The following is a 16005-nucleotide window of genomic DNA, read 5'->3' as shown; positions in this document are numbered from 1 at the left end:
GGCAATCAATTTAACGTGAGACGTTTACATAGTAATTATTCTACCCTTATTTCCTCTGGTTTCTCGTTTAAGTCCCACTAATTCCTTGTGCGCCTTCGAGTCTTAAATCTTCAAGATATCCAGACTCATAAGAACGAGCTTCATCGATCGCATCAAATGGGCCAAAATAGTATAAACAATTTGGTTGGCTTGTTTCAATTTCGATCCACCAGGGAAGATTTACCATCAAACTAGAATCATAGGGCGTAATATTAAGAATTTTTCCGCCTAGGCGAGTAATGCGCTGTAGTTCTTGTTTCATGCGACGATATGGGACTTTAAGAGTAAATTGACTCTGACGATAATGAGATGGTGATCGCACGTCCTCATTATTAGAGGGCATAACGACTTCATAGAGAAATAGACGCTCGTTCAAGTTTCCGCTTGGCTCCAAACTTCCTTTCATAGTCGTTGGTCACTCTATCACAACATTAGCAAGATAAACTCAAAAAGTTGTTTATTTTTTAATTTAATGCAAATTTTTGATGTTATTTTTACATAGAAACCGACAAAATCACGAGATTATCTCGATGAATCACCGTTTCAGCGCCCTCATATCCTAATAACTTCGGAATTACTTCAGAACGTTGACCTTTGAGGCGTTCAATCTCATTACTACTATAATTCACCAAACCTCTCGCTATTTCGTTTCCTTGGCGATCGCATAACTGAACGGCATCTGATGCGGTAAAATCTCCTTTTACATTAATAATTCCTGCTGCTAAAAGAGATTTTCCTCCTATACAAATGGCTTTTACTGCTCCCTCATCCAAATATAACTGACCCATCGGCAGCAAACCATAAGCGATCCAACGTTTTCGAGCGTTTTCGGTGCGTGGTTGTGGCTCAAACTGTGTGCCGAGTTCTTCCCCTTGTAAGATTTTACTGATATTTTCGGGCTTTTTACCGCTTGTAATGACCATTTTCACCCCCGCACTCGTAGCGATCCGCGCTGCTGCTAATTTAGTCGCCATTCCTCCAGTACCCCACTGAGAACCACTTGAACCCGCTTCTACTTGTAGTTGTGCAAGTTCAGACCAACGCACTAAACTGATCGGTTGAGCATGGGGAAATAAACGGGGATCAGCCGAATAAAGACGATCGACATCGGTTAGAATAAAAAGCCAATCCGCCTCAATTAAACTCGCTACTAAAGCCGAAAGTGTATCATTATCGCCAAATTTCAATTCATCGACGGCTACCGTATCATTTTCATTAACGACGGGAATTACCCCTAATTCAAAGAGTTCCTCAAAAGTATTGTAAGCATTCACATAACAACTGCGATCCATTAACTCGCGTCGGGTGAGGAGAATTTGGGCGATCGCTTGTCCGAGTCCACTAAACAGATCATCATAAATTCGCATCAGTCGCCCTTGTCCGACGGCTGCAACGGCTTGTTTTAGTGACATCTTTTTGGGTCGCTCGGTCAAATTGAGGCGACTACAGCCGATTCCAACTGCACCTGATGAGACTAATACGACCCGATACCCCATCTGTCTAAGTTGGGTTAGGGTTTCGACAAGAGTAGCGATCGTCGATAATGCGAGTTGACCCGTCGTCGGATGAGTTAGGCTAGAAGTTCCAATTTTTATAACAATAGTTTGGCGATCGTTCATCTGTCTTTATCGATAATTTCATTGTGAGTGGCTGAGGTTAAGAGTTGCTGTCTTTCTGTTTCGTGCTTTTCATTTTCTAATTCTTTATGAAGAAAATAGTTAAGAAATGTTCGGATCACAGCAATTGCCGCTAAATTGATTAAAACATCAATGGTGGGTGCTACCGTAGTCGCCAAAACATCAGCCCCTAACTGAAATTCTAAGGCCATTGCTAACCAAGTTCCAAAACGTAATCGCAGTTGAGAAAACGGAATGGGTAAATGCGATCGCAATCCTTTCGTAAATAATTGTAAGGTAGCAATCGTACCTAATAAAACACACAAGACTGAAATAAATTCTAAGGCAAACTTAAATAACGCGACGACTTCTCTAAGACCTGCTTCTAAATGATGAGTTAATTCCATTCATTAGTCTTTTAAATTCAAACAATCTTTATTCAATTATTGCGCTAAAGAATTAAATTTGTGCTTTCATTCTTTTGGCGTGTACCATTTCTGGCTCAACCCGTGTCACAATTTCGGGTAGCGGTATTTTGCGTAACTCACGAGTTTTCGTTTGCACCTGGTAAACTAATTGTTCATCGATATCCAAAGCCGTTAACCATCCACTATAGGGATGATAGACACCCGTATCAATGCCTAGCCATCCTGCCCCTAATGCTAGATTACCTGGTTCAATGCCAGGAAAAGTAAAAGTAATCGTATGACCTGTAATAATCAGTTTATTGGGGAAATAGGGTTCTGTCATACAATGAAATTCGTCTCGAATCCAACAAAATTGATCGACGCTTTGATCTTCAATGGGAAAATGGGGATGTACGCCCGCGTGTACTAACCAAACATCACCTAAATCTAAATATAAGGGTAATGTTTTCATCCACTCAATATGATTTTGAGGGACTTTGTAGTTATAACTGAGTAAAGTCTGATATCCGCCACAGTATAACCAGTCTTGGAAGATTTCTGAGGTAGCCATTTTCCCCCCCAAAACTTCTAAGAGCATTTGTTCATGATTTCCCAGTAAACACCGATAATGGTATTTTCTAACTAAATCGACAACTTGGGCGCTGTGGGGACCACGATCAATTAAATCACCCAAAAAATAAATAGCATCACTAGCATTAGGCGCGATCGCATCTAATAAAACTAACAAAGCTTCATAATGGCCGTGTACATCACCGATAACAATACGTCGATGGGTCATATAATTTTTACTGCATTTAGCAGCAAATCTACCCTTGTGAGACTAAATATATGATTAATATACCCATTTTCAAAACAAAAAGTTTTCTATGATCGAGTTAAACTAAAAAAAGTTTGTAAACTTTAAACAAGTGATTTCAACTACAGCAAAAATTAATTTACTGAAAAAACCCACTCAAGACTCATGGATTGAACAAGCGATCGCTAATCTAGATCTCATTCTCTTGGATCATTCCCATTGTGAACGCAAAGCAGCAGGTGCCGCCATTAACTTTATGTTTCGTTATCCTTCTCATGCACCATTAGTGAGAAAATTAACAGCGATCGCCCAAGAAGAATTAGAACATTTTGAACTGGTAAATCAATGGTTAGATCGTCGTGGAATTCCTTTAGCCCCTCTAAATCCTCCCCCTTATGGTTCAACCCTAAAAGCGCAAGTACGTCCACAAGAACCCCATCGTTTATTAGATTCTTTACTCATGACCGCCTTAATTGAAGCGCGTTCCCATGAAAGATTAGGATTATTAGGGGAACATTGCCCAGATCCAGAATTAGCTAAATTTTATCGTAGTTTAATGGCTTCTGAAGCACGTCATTATGGCATATATTGGGTTTTAGCTGATACTTATTTTGATAGAGATTTAGTACAGCAAAGATTAGATGAACTCGCAACAGTCGAAAGTGAAATTTTATCTACCCTACACCCCGAACCGAGAATACATAGTTGAATATATCGCAAAAGCTAAAATTATTGTTCAAGATAGACGGTCTATTTAAAAGAGAGCCTTTAGACTGATAGTCAACGAGTTCTAAAAAAAACGATGAATCAGACAAATAAAAAGCCTCAAGTTGTAATTATTGGCGGAGGTTTTGCGGGCTTAAATGCAGCCAAAGCTTTAAAAAACGCTCCTGTTGATGTTACTCTGATTGATAAGCGCAATTTTCATCTTTTTCAGCCTCTTCTCTATCAAGTCGCTACAGGTACTCTTTCTCCGGCTGATATTTCGACACCCCTGCGTCTTGTTCTTAGAAATCATCGAAATACCCAAGTTATTTTAGATGAAGTGATTGATCTCGATCCAGACGCACAACAAGTTATCCTCAACGATCATCCTCCTGTACCCTACGATACATTAATTGTCGCCACAGGTGTCAGTCATCATTATTTTGGGAATGATCATTGGAAAGCTTACGCCCCTGGTTTAAAAACGGTTGAAGATGCGGTTAATATGCGTCGTCAGATTTTTGCCGCTTTTGAAGCAGCAGAAAAAGAAAGTGATCCCGAACAACAAAAAGCCTGGTTAACTTTTGTTATTGTTGGAGGAGGGCCAACGGGTGTAGAATTGGCTGGAGCCATTACCGAAATTGCCAATAGTTCCCTCAAAGGTGATTATCGTCGGATCGATCCGGGTGATGCCGAAATTATCCTGATTGAAGGGTTAGATCGCTTATTACCGCCCTATACACCAGATTTGTCGGAAAAAGCCGAAAAAACCCTAGTAAGTCGCGGTGTTACTGTGATGACGAAAGCGATGGTAACTGATATTAAAGCAGATCTCGTGACGGTGAAAGTAAACGACGAAATTCAGCAAATTTCTGCTAAAACGGTTCTTTGGGCTGCTGGTGTCAAAGCGTCTAAAATGGGTGAAATTATTGCCCAACGCGCCCAAGCTAAGATCGATCGCTCAGGTCGTGTCATGGTAGAATCTGATCTTAGTGTTGCCGGATATCCGAATCTTTTTGTCATTGGAGATTTAGCGAACTTTTCCCACCAAGGCGATAAACCTTTACCCGGTGTTGCCCCAGTTGCGGTTCAAGAAGGCAAATATATCGCTAAATTAATTCAAAAACGTCTAATAGGTGAAACCCTTGAGCCTTTTACTTATTCGGATGCAGGAAGTTTAGCGGTTATCGGGCAAAATGCGGCTGTTATCGATTTAAAATTTATCCATTTATCTGGGTTTATTGCTTGGTTTATTTGGGTTTGGGCGCATATTTATTACCTTATCGAATTTGATAATAAGTTAATTGTGATGTTAGAGTGGGGGTGGAATTATTTTACTCATGGTAGAGGAGCGCGTCTGATTACGGGTGAAGCTTCATCCGATCTCGCTTCTTTGATTCCAGACACGTCCTACGAACCATCAATCAACAAGGTAGAAAGCCCCGCTACGGCTAAGGTTTGATTACGGGTTTTGGTGGTGAATAAGTGACTAAACCACAGCTAATCATAGTTTGAGCAAGGGTGGTATATTCTAATCTGCCACCCGCAAACTGATATTGTTGTCTAGGTGTTGGAAGATGACCCACTGGAGCATTTAAAGTATAGTTAAGGTCTTCTTTAAAAACGATCCAATCACTGTTTTTTCGCCAACCCACTAAATCACCAAATTTCTGATACGCTTCGTCATCAATTAACCGCCCTGGACGATTACCTGTTTTAATAAATAAAGGAAACTGAGTACTAAATCCAAAACGATTATTAGAATATTCTCGCCAAAGACTATCGATGGTTTTGAGATCCCAACAGGATAGCTTTTTTAAAGTTTCTGGCGGTATCCATCCTTGTTTACTTCGTCCAGTCGCTTGTAATAATAATTCTATGGTTTTTTCATTGGCTTGTCGCCATTGTTGCGTTGCTAAAAGTATTCGTAATGGAGCATAATCAATTTGAGTGGTGGGTGAGATTAACGTAGCATCATTACTGCTGGGAGATAGGTTACTGCTGCTTGGTGTTGATTGAGAAAGAACTGTATTTAAAGGTAATGCACATAAAATAACGGTTAACGTTAATTTTTTTAAAATCGACAGTCGAATCATAAAAGAAAATTTCCTTTTTTATTGAAGCTACCAAACGTCTTAGATTGACACTCTCTCCGTCAAGCTCCTACGTCGCACTCGTCGGGAGATTCTTGCTTCACAGATTCTTATCTAGCTTAATATTACTATCAAACCCCGACAGACCATCTCCACAAGCATTTTATAACACGGACTGCCCGACCGCATTTATCCACGTCAGTTGCTCTACTTGGGGAGACCCCAAGACCACACCGACTCCCCGATTTCTTATTACTAAACTAGCTGCAAAATCTCGATTACAAGTGAATCCACATTCAGGACAAGTATGTGTTCTCTCATTGAGTTTCTTTTTGCCTGTATGAACTCCACAGTTAGGACATATTTGTGAAGTATAATTTTTGTTGACTTTGGCAAAGTAAACATCTCTTTTCCAACAGACATGAGACAGTATTTCAAAGAATTGACCAAAACTGGCATCTAGATTGTGCTTACTAAGCATATTTCTACCCCAAGCTTTAAAGTCAATATCTTCCACAAATATCATCCCATTCCCATCACAAAGACGATGGGACAATTTGTAGTGAAAATCTTTCCTTGTATCTGATATGGTTTGATTAACCCTCGCTATCTTTCTATTTAACTTATAACGATTATTAGACCCTTTCTTTTTATTCTTTAATCTTCTTTGCAGCAATCTCAGCTGGCGATGAAGTTTGTTAAAGAATTTAGGTCTTTTAATTAGTTCATTGTTAGAAGTGGCTACGAAATAATCCAAACCGATATCGATTCCTAACGGTAACCCATGAGGGTAAGGATTAGGTACATTGACCGAAGCTTGAAAACAAAGATTGATGAAATATCCTGAAGCTTTTCTAATTACTCTTGCTTGTTTGAGAATAAATCCTTGAGGAATATGTCTTGATAATTTCATCTTAACTACTCCAATTCCAGGCAATTTAATGTAATTGTTGGTAATTGGATTTGTTTTAAATTGAGGAAAGACAAATGACCTCATTCTGTATTTATTCTTAAATCGAGGAAATCCTTTATTTAAAGATTTCATCTCAGCAAATGCTCTGTCTAGTTGACGTAGCACTTGTTGTAAAACTTGGGCATTTATCTCTTTTAAATCAGTGCAGACTTTTCTAGCCTCGGTCAAGGATGCTGCTTGTAATTTGTATGAAGGATAAGGAGCATCAGCAGGGATAATGTACTCTTTTTCTAAAGAACATCTATCTATATTACTTTTTCGTGAATTGCTCCAATCTTTCCTTTCGGCTAAAGCATAATTCCAAACTTTACGACAAGCTGTAAGATATTTTTCTATCTCGACAATCTGTCGCAAGGTAGGTTTTAACTTAAACTGATAATTACAAGTAAGCAATTTTTTCGACCCTTAATTTAGAGCTATATTACTATGTTCTACAAGAAATGTCAACTATGTAGCGGTGCTTCGCGGGTTCTTACTGGTCGGCATTCATCTCCGCGACTTTTAAAAATAGCATCATAAATAATTGCTCAAAACTTTGTCAATTTGTGATACTATTTAATCTGTGAGACGTTCTCACACTAAAACTAGGTATCTATTTCATTGGATTATTATCCTCTACAGACAGTTTTTAGGATCTTAGTCAAAGAAAACTACCTGTAAATGAGATAGATAAAACCTCTAAAACATAGTTGACTAAAAGACTTTTAGAGTTTGGCGGAATATTATGGTATCCGTTCACAACAAAATTCAAAGTTTTGAATAACCATGTTTTGAATAACCATAGACAATAATTGCTGGCTGGCTGTTTGTTACATGGCTTCGACTTGGACTCGCCAACATATTCTCAGTTTAGCGGATTGGACTGCCGCAGAATATGAATCTTTACTCCAGACGGCTTCTAGTTTCCGTGAAGTCCTTTCACGACGCACGAAAAAAGTTCCCGCTTTGCAAGGGCAAGTCGTGACAAATCTATTTTTTGAACCTTCGACTAGGACTCGTAGTAGTTTTGAACTAGCGGCCAAGCGACTTTCTGCGGATGTTCTTAATTTCGCGCCTGGAAGTTCTTCTTTAACCAAAGGTGAAACAATTCTTGATACGGCTAAAACCTATTTGGCGATGGGTACCGATATTTTTGTGATTCGTCATCAACAAGCGGGGGTTTGTCATGCGATCGCAGATGAAATGGATCGTTTACAATCGGGTGTAAGTATCCTTAATGCGGGTGATGGACAGCATGAACACCCCTCACAAGCCCTTTTAGACCTGTTTACTCTCTGTTGCTTGTTGGATGATGAAAACCCTCGTTTGGAACTGTTACAGGGCAAAAAAATCGCTATTGTAGGGGATATTTTACACTCACGGGTAGCCCGTTCTAATATTTGGAGTCTAACGGCGGCGGGGGCTGATGTCCATTTAGTCGGCCCACCCACTTTATTACCTCAGTTATTCGCGGGTTTGGCTAATTCTTCCCATCGTGGTCAATTATTCTTACACTGGAAATTAGAACCAGCCATCCAAGATGCTGATTTTGTGATGACGTTACGACTCCAACGGGAACGCATGACCAATCATTTGTTACCGAGTTTGCGGGAATATCATCTCAGATACGGTATTACTAGAGAACGCTTGAAACTTTGTCAACCTTTTGTAAAAGTTCTTCATCCAGGACCCGTTAACCGAGGTGTTGAAATTAGTTCGGATTTGATGGATGATCCGGTTGTCAGTTTGATTTCTCAACAGGTAACCAGTGGGGTTGCGGTGCGGATGGCTTTATTATATTTAATAGGAACATTGAAAGCGGAAGTCTAGTTATTACAAGCTTTCTGGTAGATTTTGCCAGGCTTGAGTAACAATCTGACTCAGCCAACGACGCTGCATTTGGTCTAAAATAGTATCTTCGGCTAATACTTCTGCTGTTAAGTCATCTAAGGACTGACCTTGAGAACGAGCAATTTTAATTGTACCTGCGATCGCTGCTAAAATGGCATCTCCGTTTACGGGACGATGACGTAGGGCGTTGATTTCATCTGCTGTGTTTGGTATGGGATAATTCATAATGACTTGATATGTTAAACTCATTAGCTGAAAAATGTAAATTTTTTTAAAGTTTTTTAAGATTATCGTATCTGGTACTATAGCGTACTTTTTACCGAATGGATTCGGTAGATATCCGTAATTTGATAGATTGAATTTTTATTAAACGATGCAAGAAATCCTCTATAGAGAAATCCCTACGCCGAATACAGATGCTGTCTGTCATTGGTTACAGCAACAATGGCAACCTGAGACAGGGTTAAGAATTGTTACACCGCATGGAATTCGTTTACAACTTTCTGAAAATACTTCAGCCGAAGTCACTAAAATTCCCGAAAATGAATTATCTATTTTTGTTTGGTCACTGCAACGAACAACTTATCTTAAAGTATTTTGTTGGGAGCAGCCCACGCAAAAACAAAAACGAATTTGTCAGCAGTTATTATCAGCAATAGAAACGGCATTCCCTCCGCAGTATCCCTCATTACCCGAAATAGATTTATCTCAAGCTAATATTTTTGAATCTCTTGCCCCGTATTATCCAAAAACCGTACATTTTTTCAGGGAAATGCCGAAAGGTGAATTCGACTTACAACGAGTTTATTGGTGGGAAAAAAGATGGCGTGAGAGTTCCGCTAACCCACAAGAACCCAAACAAGTTATTTTAATTAAAGAAACTACTTCTAATAATGTGCCAACATATGATCTAATTTATATTGGCGGTGCATTAGGGGTAATTCATGCCGCAGTGATGGCGCGTTTGGGATATCGTGTTCTATTAATTGAAAGATTAGCATTTGGACGCATGAACCGTGAATGGAATATCTCACGTTCAGAGTTTCAGTGTTTAATTGATTTAGGTTTGTTTAATAGGGATGAATTTGAACAGGTTATCGCCAGAGAATATAAAGACGGTTATAGTAAGTTTTTTGATGGAAATAACCCGCCTCATCTGAAATCACCTGTTTTACACACGCCAACAGTCTTAAATATTGCCATTAATTCAGAAAAATTCCTCCAGTTGTGCGGCGAAAAATTACGACAAGCAGGGGGTGAAATTTGGGATGAAACCGAGTTTATTCAAGCAGAAATAGAACCGCAACAGGTTACCGTTAGTTTAGCCCATATGAGTACAGGAGAAGCAAAACAAGTCACCGGAAGGCTTCTAGTTGATGCGATGGGTACAGCGTCTCCTATTGCTTGGCAACTCAACGGAAAACGGGCATTTGATAGTGTTTGCCCGACGGTAGGGGCGGTGGTTTCTGGGTTTAAACCGGGGGTGTGGGATAGTGAATATGGAGATGTTTTAAATTCTCATGGCGATATTTCCAAAGGACGACAATTAATCTGGGAATTGTTTCCCGCAGAAGAAGACGAGTTAACGATTTATTTATTTCATTATCATCAAGTACATCGAGATAATCCTGGTTCGTTGTTGGAAATGTATGAAGATTTCTTTACAATTTTGCCAGAGTATCGACGGTGTAATATGGATGAATTAATCTGGAAAAAGCCGACGTTTGGTTATATTCCTGGTCATTTTAGTACCAGTAAAAGCGATCGCAAAATTTCCTATAATCGTTTATTATCCATTGGTGACGCGGCATCTCTCCAGTCTCCTCTCATTTTTACAGGGTTTGGTTCTTTGGTGCGAAATTTAGCCCGTTTAACCCATCTGTTAGATACTGCCCTCAAACATGATTTACTAAAAGCGGATGATTTAGAATTAATTCGAGCGTATCAAAGTAATGTTGCGGTGACATGGTTATTCTCTAAAGGAATGATGGTACCGACGGGGAAAACTTTACCCCCACAACGGGTTAATTCAATGCTAAACACCTTTTTTGGTTTATTAGCGGATGAACCAAAAGAAGTCGCCGATACTTTTATTAAGGATAAAACCGACTGGATGACATTTACTCGGTTAGCGATAAAAGCAGCGCGAAAAAATCCAGCATTATTAATTTGGATACTAGAAATGGCAGGATATAAAGATATGATCCGATGGTTGGGATCATATGCCGATTTTACCCTAGATGGGCTGAAAAATGCTTTATTTAGCCCTTGGTTTAGAAGTTGGTTAAAAGATGCTCAACCTTGGCTCTTAAAACGATATCCGTCGTTATGGTTGCGCTTATTAAGTTTTTCCTATAGCTTAAGGTAAAAAGACGTGTCTTTGTTCCCATACTAAGATCATGCCACTGACTCCAACAAAACTTATGACCATTTGGCGAAATTGTTGGGGGTTCATTTGGTTTAATATTTTTTGTCCGAACCAATTACCCGGTAATGCGGCTAATCCCAATAATATCCCATAACCCCAATTAGGTCTTGTCATAACTCCAAAAGCAATATAAGCAATTATTTTCACAAAATGGACAATAATCATATGAAAGGCTTTGGTAGCGATGAGATCTTCTTTATCGAGTCCGTAATTTAGATAAAATGGGTTTAAAATTGGCCCCATACTGCCGACTAAACCCGATAAGAAAGCATAAATCATTCCTGCGGGGAGAAAGTGCCAAGCTTGTACTTGAAATCTAGGTTTGGTACCTTTGCCAATATAACTAAGCGTCGATAAGATTAAGAGGATGCCAAAGACTAAAGATAACCATTCAAACTGTATTTTAGTAAAAATAAAGGCACCGATCACCGAACCAACGATCGCACCTGGTAAATACCATCGAGTCATCGTCCAATCTATATTATTCCAATATAAATAAGAACGTTGACTATTGCCAATAAACATACCAACCGTAATGACGGGAGGTATAGCCGATGAGTCGAGAAAGATGCCTAAAACTGGAATTAGAATCAGAGGACTACCACCACCTGCAAGGGTACTCAAAAAACAACCCGTACAACTGGCTAACGCAAGGATGAGCAGCGTCATTTATTGCTTAAGCTTAAGAAAAATTTAAGATTTGATTATCTTAATATAACTTATTTGTCTCCAATTCGCTCTTAATAAATCTCCTCAAGCAGCAGAGAAGACAATACAAAAGAGGAAGTGATCCCAATTATCAAAAAGTAATTGAGCTAATTTAATGCACAATTTTGCGCCATAAATACGAGAAAAGCGAGAATTTGGTCAACAGGTGGTAGAGGATAATCAGCTAGATCGATCGTTACAATAGAACCTTGTAGTTGTATAAATCGCCATTGAGAACCGTTGCTGACGCTGCCGTAAATTGTGGGAATGCTTCGGTTTTTAGCTTCATTAAAGCGTTGAGCCGCAATCATAGAAGCGATACACTGTCCTAACCCTGATTTAAGATCCGCTTTTTTTGCCTCAATAATAATCACAGCAGGAGTTTCAATATCTAATTGCTCTGGAGAGCGAGACAGAAGAAAGTCACATACGCCATTAAGTCCAACACTTTCATCAACGGTAAAATCTTCACCTGAAAAGAGGCTAATTTCACGGTTCAGCAAACGTCGAACTTCTAATAAAACAGGATAAACAATGCCTTCACTCCGAGCTTTTTCACTGCCTGTCGCAATTGCTACAGGGAGACTTTCAGCTAAATAATTTAAGAGCGTTTCAGAAGGTGTAATAGGCTCAAGTTCTGGTAAAAAACGAACACCTTCTATCGTTCTCAACTGAAATGTTTCCTTGACTTTACCAACAGAAGTAAACTGACTATAGGGCATATCAACTTATGCTGTAAACTTATTCTAGAACAGGTAAAGTTTGTGCGGGTAAGCTTTCCAGTAATGGCTCATCTTTTGTCCACTGCTGATAGTCGTTTAAAAGATGACTGAGTATTCTTTGTTTAATTCTAACTAAAACACTTTTGAGTAGTCCATTTCCAGCCACTTCTAATAAAGGTTTTGGTGTTAACCATAGTGCCGGGGGTAACGCAACTTTAACCTCTAAGTCCGCTCTTCCGACTAAATAGGTTTGCTCTTGACGCTGTTGGGGTGATAGAATCCCAGTAACATTTAAGAAAAAGCGGTTATTGATATAATCAATCCCACGAATCTCGCAACTTTGAGATTGTAGATAGAGTGTTCCTTTTGGGGTTGACCATACTTTTAAGATTACAGTCGGCTGAAAATGATAAATGTCCATGAAATTAAGAGGACGCATTTTCAGTAAAAACAAGTCTTCTGATAAAGCTTCCATTAACTTAGGATCAGCGATCGCATTTACTAGACGTTGTGGTTGTCTTAGATAATGCTGAATGGGTCTGGTTTGTTCCTCAACCTGTATTTCTACTGATTCTGAGGCTGTAAAACGAACTTCCATAGACAGTTTTTTAAGCTAGTGTTCTCAGATTCTTTGCTTATATTAATCTTATTTTACAATTCTTAAAGATTTTTTGCATTAAACTTTCGTCATCATACTGCTTTTTGGATTATTTCGGTAAATATTTTGTTTTTTAAAGAATTTTGACTGATATATTGTACTTTTCTTAAATTTATTTGACAAAATAGCCAAAACGTTGAGCAAGCAATAACTAAAAAATGTTGAGCAATACACGATCGCTCTTCACAGTTCAGCTATAGTTACAGAAAGTAAGAGAAAAGTCACTTAAGTATGAAAAAAACACTACAGATGGCTTGGTTTGGCTTATTGTTACCGTTCTTGTTGCCGAGTCTAGTACAGGCAGAAACGGTAGTCGAAAAGGTGGCACGTACGGGATTTTTAACAGTAGGAACACGCTTTGATGCGATCCCCTATTCATACATCAACGATAAAGGAGAATTAGTCGGTTACTCGATCGATCTTCTCGAAAGAGTGAGAGAAAACCTACAGACAAACCTCGGTCGGACTGTTACCATACAGATGATCGAAGCAAACGACCCAGGACAAAGAATTAATCTACTTCGTAGCGGCGAGATCGATATTTCTTGTGATACGGCATTCACTTGGGAACGGGCGAAAATCGTCGATTTTTCCACCAGTTACGCTATTTCTGGCATTCGTTTGTTAACTAAACAAGGAGTCGATCTATCCACTCCAGAATCTTTAATAGGTAAGCGGATCGCCGTTGTTCGGAATTCCGTCGCTGAGAATGTTTTAAAATTAGTACAGCCGAAGGTTACTATTACCACCACCTACGAGACGGTAGAGGAGGGAATAGAAGCCCTCAAAAGTAATAGAGTCGATGCGATCGCAGGAGATAGCGTAACCCTAGCAGGAAGCATCCTCCGAGAAAATCCAAAAGATTATAAGATGGTTCCAGAAGAGCCTTACGCTCGTTTTGGGGTAGCTTGTATGGTTCCCGAAAATAATTCTACTTTTCTTGATCTGGTCAATTATTCGATCGTCAAGATGATGCAAGACTACGTTACTGAAGATGCCCCCACCGTTGCGAAGATCGATCGCTGGTTTGGTGCAGATGGACTTGTACCCATTCCCCCAGATCTCCTAAAAGGATTTTTTAGCTTTACTATTATCGAACACGCTCAAATTGACCCGAAAACAAGCAAATAACAGGATAGATAAAATGAATATTACTAATAAAACGGGTTTAGTTGGTTTTCTTCTCGTTATAGCCGCCTTGAATATTCCCTCTACCGCACAGGCAACTACAGAGCAACCAACGACGATCGAAGCACGTTTAAGCCGTCTTTCCTCTGCCATGCGAGAACGGATCGAGCAACTGCCGAATCCATCGGAAGATCCCACTCTACAAGCTTTTGGATGGGGCGACGGTAGAGGAAATAGAGGTTGGGTGAATAGTCGTGTAGGGGGATGGGCTGACGGATCTCGTGGAAGTTTTGCTAATGCTCGACCTTGGGGAAATGGTTGGTCTGATTTTGGTGGTTTTAATAATTTCCGTCCAGGTTGGCTTAATGGGGGCGGTTTTGGTAATGTTCGACCGGGGGGCGGTTTTTTAAATCGTCGTTAAAAAGATGAGTAAGCCTGTATTAAATTGGTCGGATTTTGGACCGATCGCTTTAGTGGTCGTTCAACCGACATCTTTTTGTAATCTTAATTGTGATTACTGTTATTTGCCCGATCGTCATTTAAAAAACACTTTATCGTTAGAGTTGATCGAACCGATTTTCAAGGCAATTTTTACAAGCCGTTTTTTAGAAGATGATTTTACGATCTGTTGGCACGCAGGGGAACCGTTAGCCGTTCCTGTTAACTTTTATGAATCCGCTTTCGCCTTGATCGAATCGATGAGCCACCAATATAATACCAAGGGTTACGGTTTTTGCCACTCTGTACAAACGAACGCTACGTTAATTAATGATGCTTGGTGCGATCTGTTTAAGAAACATTCGGTTTATGTCGGGGTTAGTATCGATGGACCGGCTTTTCTTCATGACGCGCATCGGAAAACCCGAAAAGGTTTAGGAAGTCATGGGAGCACTTTACGCGGGATTTCGTTCCTGCAAAAACACGAGATTGATGTTCATGCGATCGCTGTTTTAACTGAAGATTCCTTAAATTATCCTGATGAAATTTTTAATTTTTTCTGGGAAAACGGAATTACTGATGTCGGGTTTAATATGGAAGAAAGCGAGGGAGTTCATCCGATTTCTTCTCTCAATCAATCTGGAATAGAACAGCGTTATCGTGCGTTTATGGCGAGGTTTTGGGAGTTAGTAACGGCAACTGAAGGAAAGTTTAAACTTAGGGAATTTGAAACCCTTTGTAGTCTTATTTATGCAGACGATCGCTTAAATCATACTGATATGAATCGTCCTTTTATGATTATTAATATCGATCATCAAGGGAATTTTTCTACATTTGATCCTGAGTTACTTTCGGTAAAAACGGAAACTTACGGCGATTTTATTTTCGGCAATGTTCTTTCGAGTTCCTTTGAGTCAGCTTGTTATACAGAAAAATTCTGGCGCGTTTATCAGGATATGCAAGCAGGAGTGATAGCTTGTCGAGAAACTTGTCCCTATTTTGGTGTTTGTGGAGGGGGCGCGGGTAGTAATAAATACTGGGAGAATGGAACGTTTCGCTCAACCCAGACAAATGCTTGTCTTTATCGAGTTAAGTGTGTTACTGATCTGATTCTCGATCGATTGGAAACTTTACTATTAAATGAACCAGTCAGTTAATTAATATATTTTGTTAGATTGATATCGATCGACATCCCTACAGTTTTTATTTTTGATCACTTGTACGACTTGATTGCATTCGGCTGTAGTAGCTTCTCGATTTGGGTCAGCCGAAACCATCTCTACTACAAAACCTGTAGCTAGTATAACAAGAGACGGAATAATTAAACCTTTCATGATTTTTTCAGTCAATCCTACCCTAATGCTTATCGTAGTCCAATCAATTATGTAATAACAAAAGTCAAAGGTTAGAAAAGCAAGGAAACTTAGGAAGTAAATACTTTGC

General features: G+C 39.4%; 17 protein-coding genes and 1 pseudogene. 7 read left to right on the top strand and 11 right to left on the bottom strand.

Translation table 11 applies throughout. The features are described from left to right. Positions 1 to 67 precede the first annotated feature (67 nt). The 4 genes from C7H19_RS12170 to C7H19_RS12155 form a co-directional block, all read right to left on the bottom strand. On the bottom strand, positions 68 to 445 hold the full coding sequence (locus C7H19_RS12170; RefSeq protein WP_181280596.1) for a DUF1816 domain-containing protein: 378 nt from the start codon (positions 443 to 445) through the stop codon (positions 68 to 70). An 88-nt stretch (positions 446 to 533) separates the two neighbouring features. Further along, positions 534 to 1658, bottom strand: coding sequence for a glutamate 5-kinase (gene proB / locus C7H19_RS12165; RefSeq protein WP_106457145.1), 1125 nt, complete (start codon positions 1656 to 1658; stop codon positions 534 to 536). Beyond that, positions 1655 to 2062 carry a DUF1622 domain-containing protein gene (locus tag C7H19_RS12160; RefSeq protein ID WP_106457144.1) on the bottom strand — a complete coding sequence of 136 codons (408 nt, stop codon included), beginning with the start codon at positions 2060 to 2062 and terminating at the stop codon, positions 1655 to 1657. The genes proB and C7H19_RS12160 overlap by 4 nt, the downstream gene beginning before the upstream one ends. 52 nt (positions 2063 to 2114) lie before the next feature. Beyond that, positions 2115 to 2861 (bottom strand): metallophosphoesterase family protein, encoded by a 747-nt coding sequence (locus C7H19_RS12155; protein ID WP_106457143.1) that lies wholly within the window; start codon positions 2859 to 2861, stop codon positions 2115 to 2117. 130 nt (positions 2862 to 2991) lie between these two features. On the opposite strand from C7H19_RS12155, the gene C7H19_RS12150 reads away from it, so the two are divergent. Further along, positions 2992 to 3588: a MiaE family protein gene (locus C7H19_RS12150; RefSeq protein ID WP_106457142.1), complete on the top strand. Its 597-nt coding sequence runs from the start codon at positions 2992 to 2994 to the stop codon at positions 3586 to 3588. 93 nt (positions 3589 to 3681) lie between these two features. Next, positions 3682 to 5046 carry an NAD(P)/FAD-dependent oxidoreductase gene (locus C7H19_RS12145; protein WP_106457141.1) on the top strand — a complete coding sequence of 455 codons (1365 nt, stop codon included), beginning with the start codon at positions 3682 to 3684 and terminating at the stop codon, positions 5044 to 5046. Here C7H19_RS12145 and C7H19_RS12140 read toward each other — a convergent pair. Both C7H19_RS12140 and C7H19_RS12135 read right to left on the bottom strand, forming a co-directional pair. Continuing rightward, positions 5036 to 5680 carry a GUN4 domain-containing protein gene (locus tag C7H19_RS12140; RefSeq protein WP_106457140.1) on the bottom strand — a complete coding sequence of 215 codons (645 nt, stop codon included), beginning with the start codon at positions 5678 to 5680 and terminating at the stop codon, positions 5036 to 5038. The two genes, C7H19_RS12145 and C7H19_RS12140, sit on opposite strands and share 11 nt — an antisense overlap. Before the next feature lie 163 nt (positions 5681 to 5843). Next, positions 5844 to 7043: pseudogene (locus C7H19_RS12135) on the bottom strand (RNA-guided endonuclease InsQ/TnpB family protein); the annotation flags it as partial. Between the two features lie 420 nt (positions 7044 to 7463). On the opposite strand from C7H19_RS12135, the gene C7H19_RS12130 reads away from it, so the two are divergent. After that, complete coding sequence (locus C7H19_RS12130) at positions 7464 to 8459, top strand: aspartate carbamoyltransferase catalytic subunit (protein WP_106457139.1); 996 nt, start codon at positions 7464 to 7466, stop codon at positions 8457 to 8459. 3 nt (positions 8460 to 8462) lie between these two features. Here the strand turns inward: C7H19_RS12130 and C7H19_RS12125 are convergent, their stop codons facing one another. After that, on the bottom strand, positions 8463 to 8705 hold the full coding sequence (locus C7H19_RS12125) for a hypothetical protein (protein ID WP_106457154.1): 243 nt from the start codon (positions 8703 to 8705) through the stop codon (positions 8463 to 8465). A 148-nt stretch (positions 8706 to 8853) separates the two neighbouring features. On the opposite strand from C7H19_RS12125, the gene C7H19_RS12120 reads away from it, so the two are divergent. Continuing rightward, entirely contained in the window at positions 8854 to 10848 is a 1995-nt protein-coding gene (locus C7H19_RS12120; RefSeq protein WP_106457138.1) for an NAD(P)/FAD-dependent oxidoreductase, read from the top strand. Here C7H19_RS12120 and C7H19_RS12115 read toward each other — a convergent pair. From C7H19_RS12115 to C7H19_RS12105, 3 genes are all read right to left on the bottom strand, one after another. Beyond that, positions 10840 to 11577: a sulfite exporter TauE/SafE family protein gene (locus tag C7H19_RS12115; RefSeq protein WP_106457137.1), complete on the bottom strand. Its 738-nt coding sequence runs from the start codon at positions 11575 to 11577 to the stop codon at positions 10840 to 10842. The genes C7H19_RS12120 and C7H19_RS12115 overlap by 9 nt on opposite strands. Positions 11578 to 11723: 146 nt before the next feature. Then, positions 11724 to 12338 (bottom strand): hypothetical protein, encoded by a 615-nt coding sequence (locus C7H19_RS12110; protein ID WP_106457136.1) that lies wholly within the window; start codon positions 12336 to 12338, stop codon positions 11724 to 11726. A 19-nt stretch (positions 12339 to 12357) separates the two neighbouring features. Next, a complete protein-coding gene (locus tag C7H19_RS12105; protein ID WP_106457135.1) occupies positions 12358 to 12936 on the bottom strand; it encodes a DUF1997 domain-containing protein in 579 nt (192 codons plus the stop codon). 291 nt (positions 12937 to 13227) lie between these two features. Here C7H19_RS12105 and grrP point away from each other — a divergent pair, with 291 nt between their 5' ends. The 3 genes from grrP to grrM are packed head-to-tail and all read left to right on the top strand — an operon-like array spanning position 13228 to position 15719. Beyond that, on the top strand, positions 13228 to 14127 hold the full coding sequence (grrP, locus tag C7H19_RS12100) for an extracellular substrate binding-like orphan protein GrrP (RefSeq protein ID WP_106457134.1): 900 nt from the start codon (positions 13228 to 13230) through the stop codon (positions 14125 to 14127). Positions 14128 to 14140: 13 nt separating this feature from the next. Beyond that, entirely contained in the window at positions 14141 to 14545 is a 405-nt protein-coding gene (grrA, locus tag C7H19_RS12095) for a GrrA/OscA1 family cyclophane-containing rSAM-modified RiPP (RefSeq protein ID WP_106457133.1), read from the top strand. A gap of 4 nt (positions 14546 to 14549) precedes the next feature. Further along, positions 14550 to 15719, top strand: a complete 1170-nt coding sequence (grrM, locus tag C7H19_RS12090; RefSeq protein WP_106457132.1) for a cyclophane-forming radical SAM/SPASM peptide maturase GrrM/OscB — start codon at positions 14550 to 14552, stop codon at positions 15717 to 15719. Here grrM and C7H19_RS25680 read toward each other — a convergent pair whose 3' ends face one another. After that, positions 15720 to 15896, bottom strand: coding sequence for a hypothetical protein (locus tag C7H19_RS25680; RefSeq protein ID WP_219907641.1), 177 nt, complete (start codon positions 15894 to 15896; stop codon positions 15720 to 15722). Between the last annotated feature and the right edge of the window lie 109 nt (positions 15897 to 16005).

It is taken from the genome of Aphanothece hegewaldii CCALA 016, assembly GCF_003007785.1.
GTDB classification, from domain to species: Bacteria; Cyanobacteriota; Cyanobacteriia; order Cyanobacteriales; family Microcystaceae; genus Chroococcus; species Chroococcus hegewaldii.
The sequence above is the reverse complement of the archived record's forward strand: the minus strand, read 5'-3'. Positions and strand labels throughout refer to the sequence as shown.

Excerpts from the sequence above, each read along its gene's own strand:
- C7H19_RS12170 (WP_181280596.1), bottom strand. The coding sequence starts at position 445 with ATGAAAGGAAGTTTGGAGCCAAGCGGAAACTTGAACGAGCGTCTATTT.
- proB (WP_106457145.1), bottom strand. The coding sequence starts at position 1,658 with ATGAACGATCGCCAAACTATTGTTATAAAAATTGGAACTTCTAGCCTA.
- C7H19_RS12160 (WP_106457144.1), bottom strand. The coding sequence starts at position 2,062 with ATGGAATTAACTCATCATTTAGAAGCAGGTCTTAGAGAAGTCGTCGCG.
- C7H19_RS12155 (WP_106457143.1), bottom strand. The coding sequence starts at position 2,861 with ATGACCCATCGACGTATTGTTATCGGTGATGTACACGGCCATTATGAA.
- C7H19_RS12145 (WP_106457141.1), top strand. The coding sequence starts at position 3,682 with ATGAATCAGACAAATAAAAAGCCTCAAGTTGTAATTATTGGCGGAGGT.
- C7H19_RS12140 (WP_106457140.1), bottom strand. The coding sequence starts at position 5,680 with ATGATTCGACTGTCGATTTTAAAAAAATTAACGTTAACCGTTATTTTA.
- C7H19_RS12130 (WP_106457139.1), top strand. The coding sequence starts at position 7,464 with ATGGCTTCGACTTGGACTCGCCAACATATTCTCAGTTTAGCGGATTGG.
- C7H19_RS12125 (WP_106457154.1), bottom strand. The coding sequence starts at position 8,705 with ATGAATTATCCCATACCAAACACAGCAGATGAAATCAACGCCCTACGT.
- C7H19_RS12120 (WP_106457138.1), top strand. The coding sequence starts at position 8,854 with ATGCAAGAAATCCTCTATAGAGAAATCCCTACGCCGAATACAGATGCT.
- C7H19_RS12115 (WP_106457137.1), bottom strand. The coding sequence starts at position 11,577 with ATGACGCTGCTCATCCTTGCGTTAGCCAGTTGTACGGGTTGTTTTTTG.
- C7H19_RS12110 (WP_106457136.1), bottom strand. The coding sequence starts at position 12,338 with ATGCCCTATAGTCAGTTTACTTCTGTTGGTAAAGTCAAGGAAACATTT.
- C7H19_RS12105 (WP_106457135.1), bottom strand. The coding sequence starts at position 12,936 with ATGGAAGTTCGTTTTACAGCCTCAGAATCAGTAGAAATACAGGTTGAG.
- grrP (WP_106457134.1), top strand. The coding sequence starts at position 13,228 with ATGAAAAAAACACTACAGATGGCTTGGTTTGGCTTATTGTTACCGTTC.
- grrA (WP_106457133.1), top strand. The coding sequence starts at position 14,141 with ATGAATATTACTAATAAAACGGGTTTAGTTGGTTTTCTTCTCGTTATA.
- grrM (WP_106457132.1), top strand. The coding sequence starts at position 14,550 with ATGAGTAAGCCTGTATTAAATTGGTCGGATTTTGGACCGATCGCTTTA.
- C7H19_RS25680 (WP_219907641.1), bottom strand. The coding sequence starts at position 15,896 with ATGAAAGGTTTAATTATTCCGTCTCTTGTTATACTAGCTACAGGTTTT.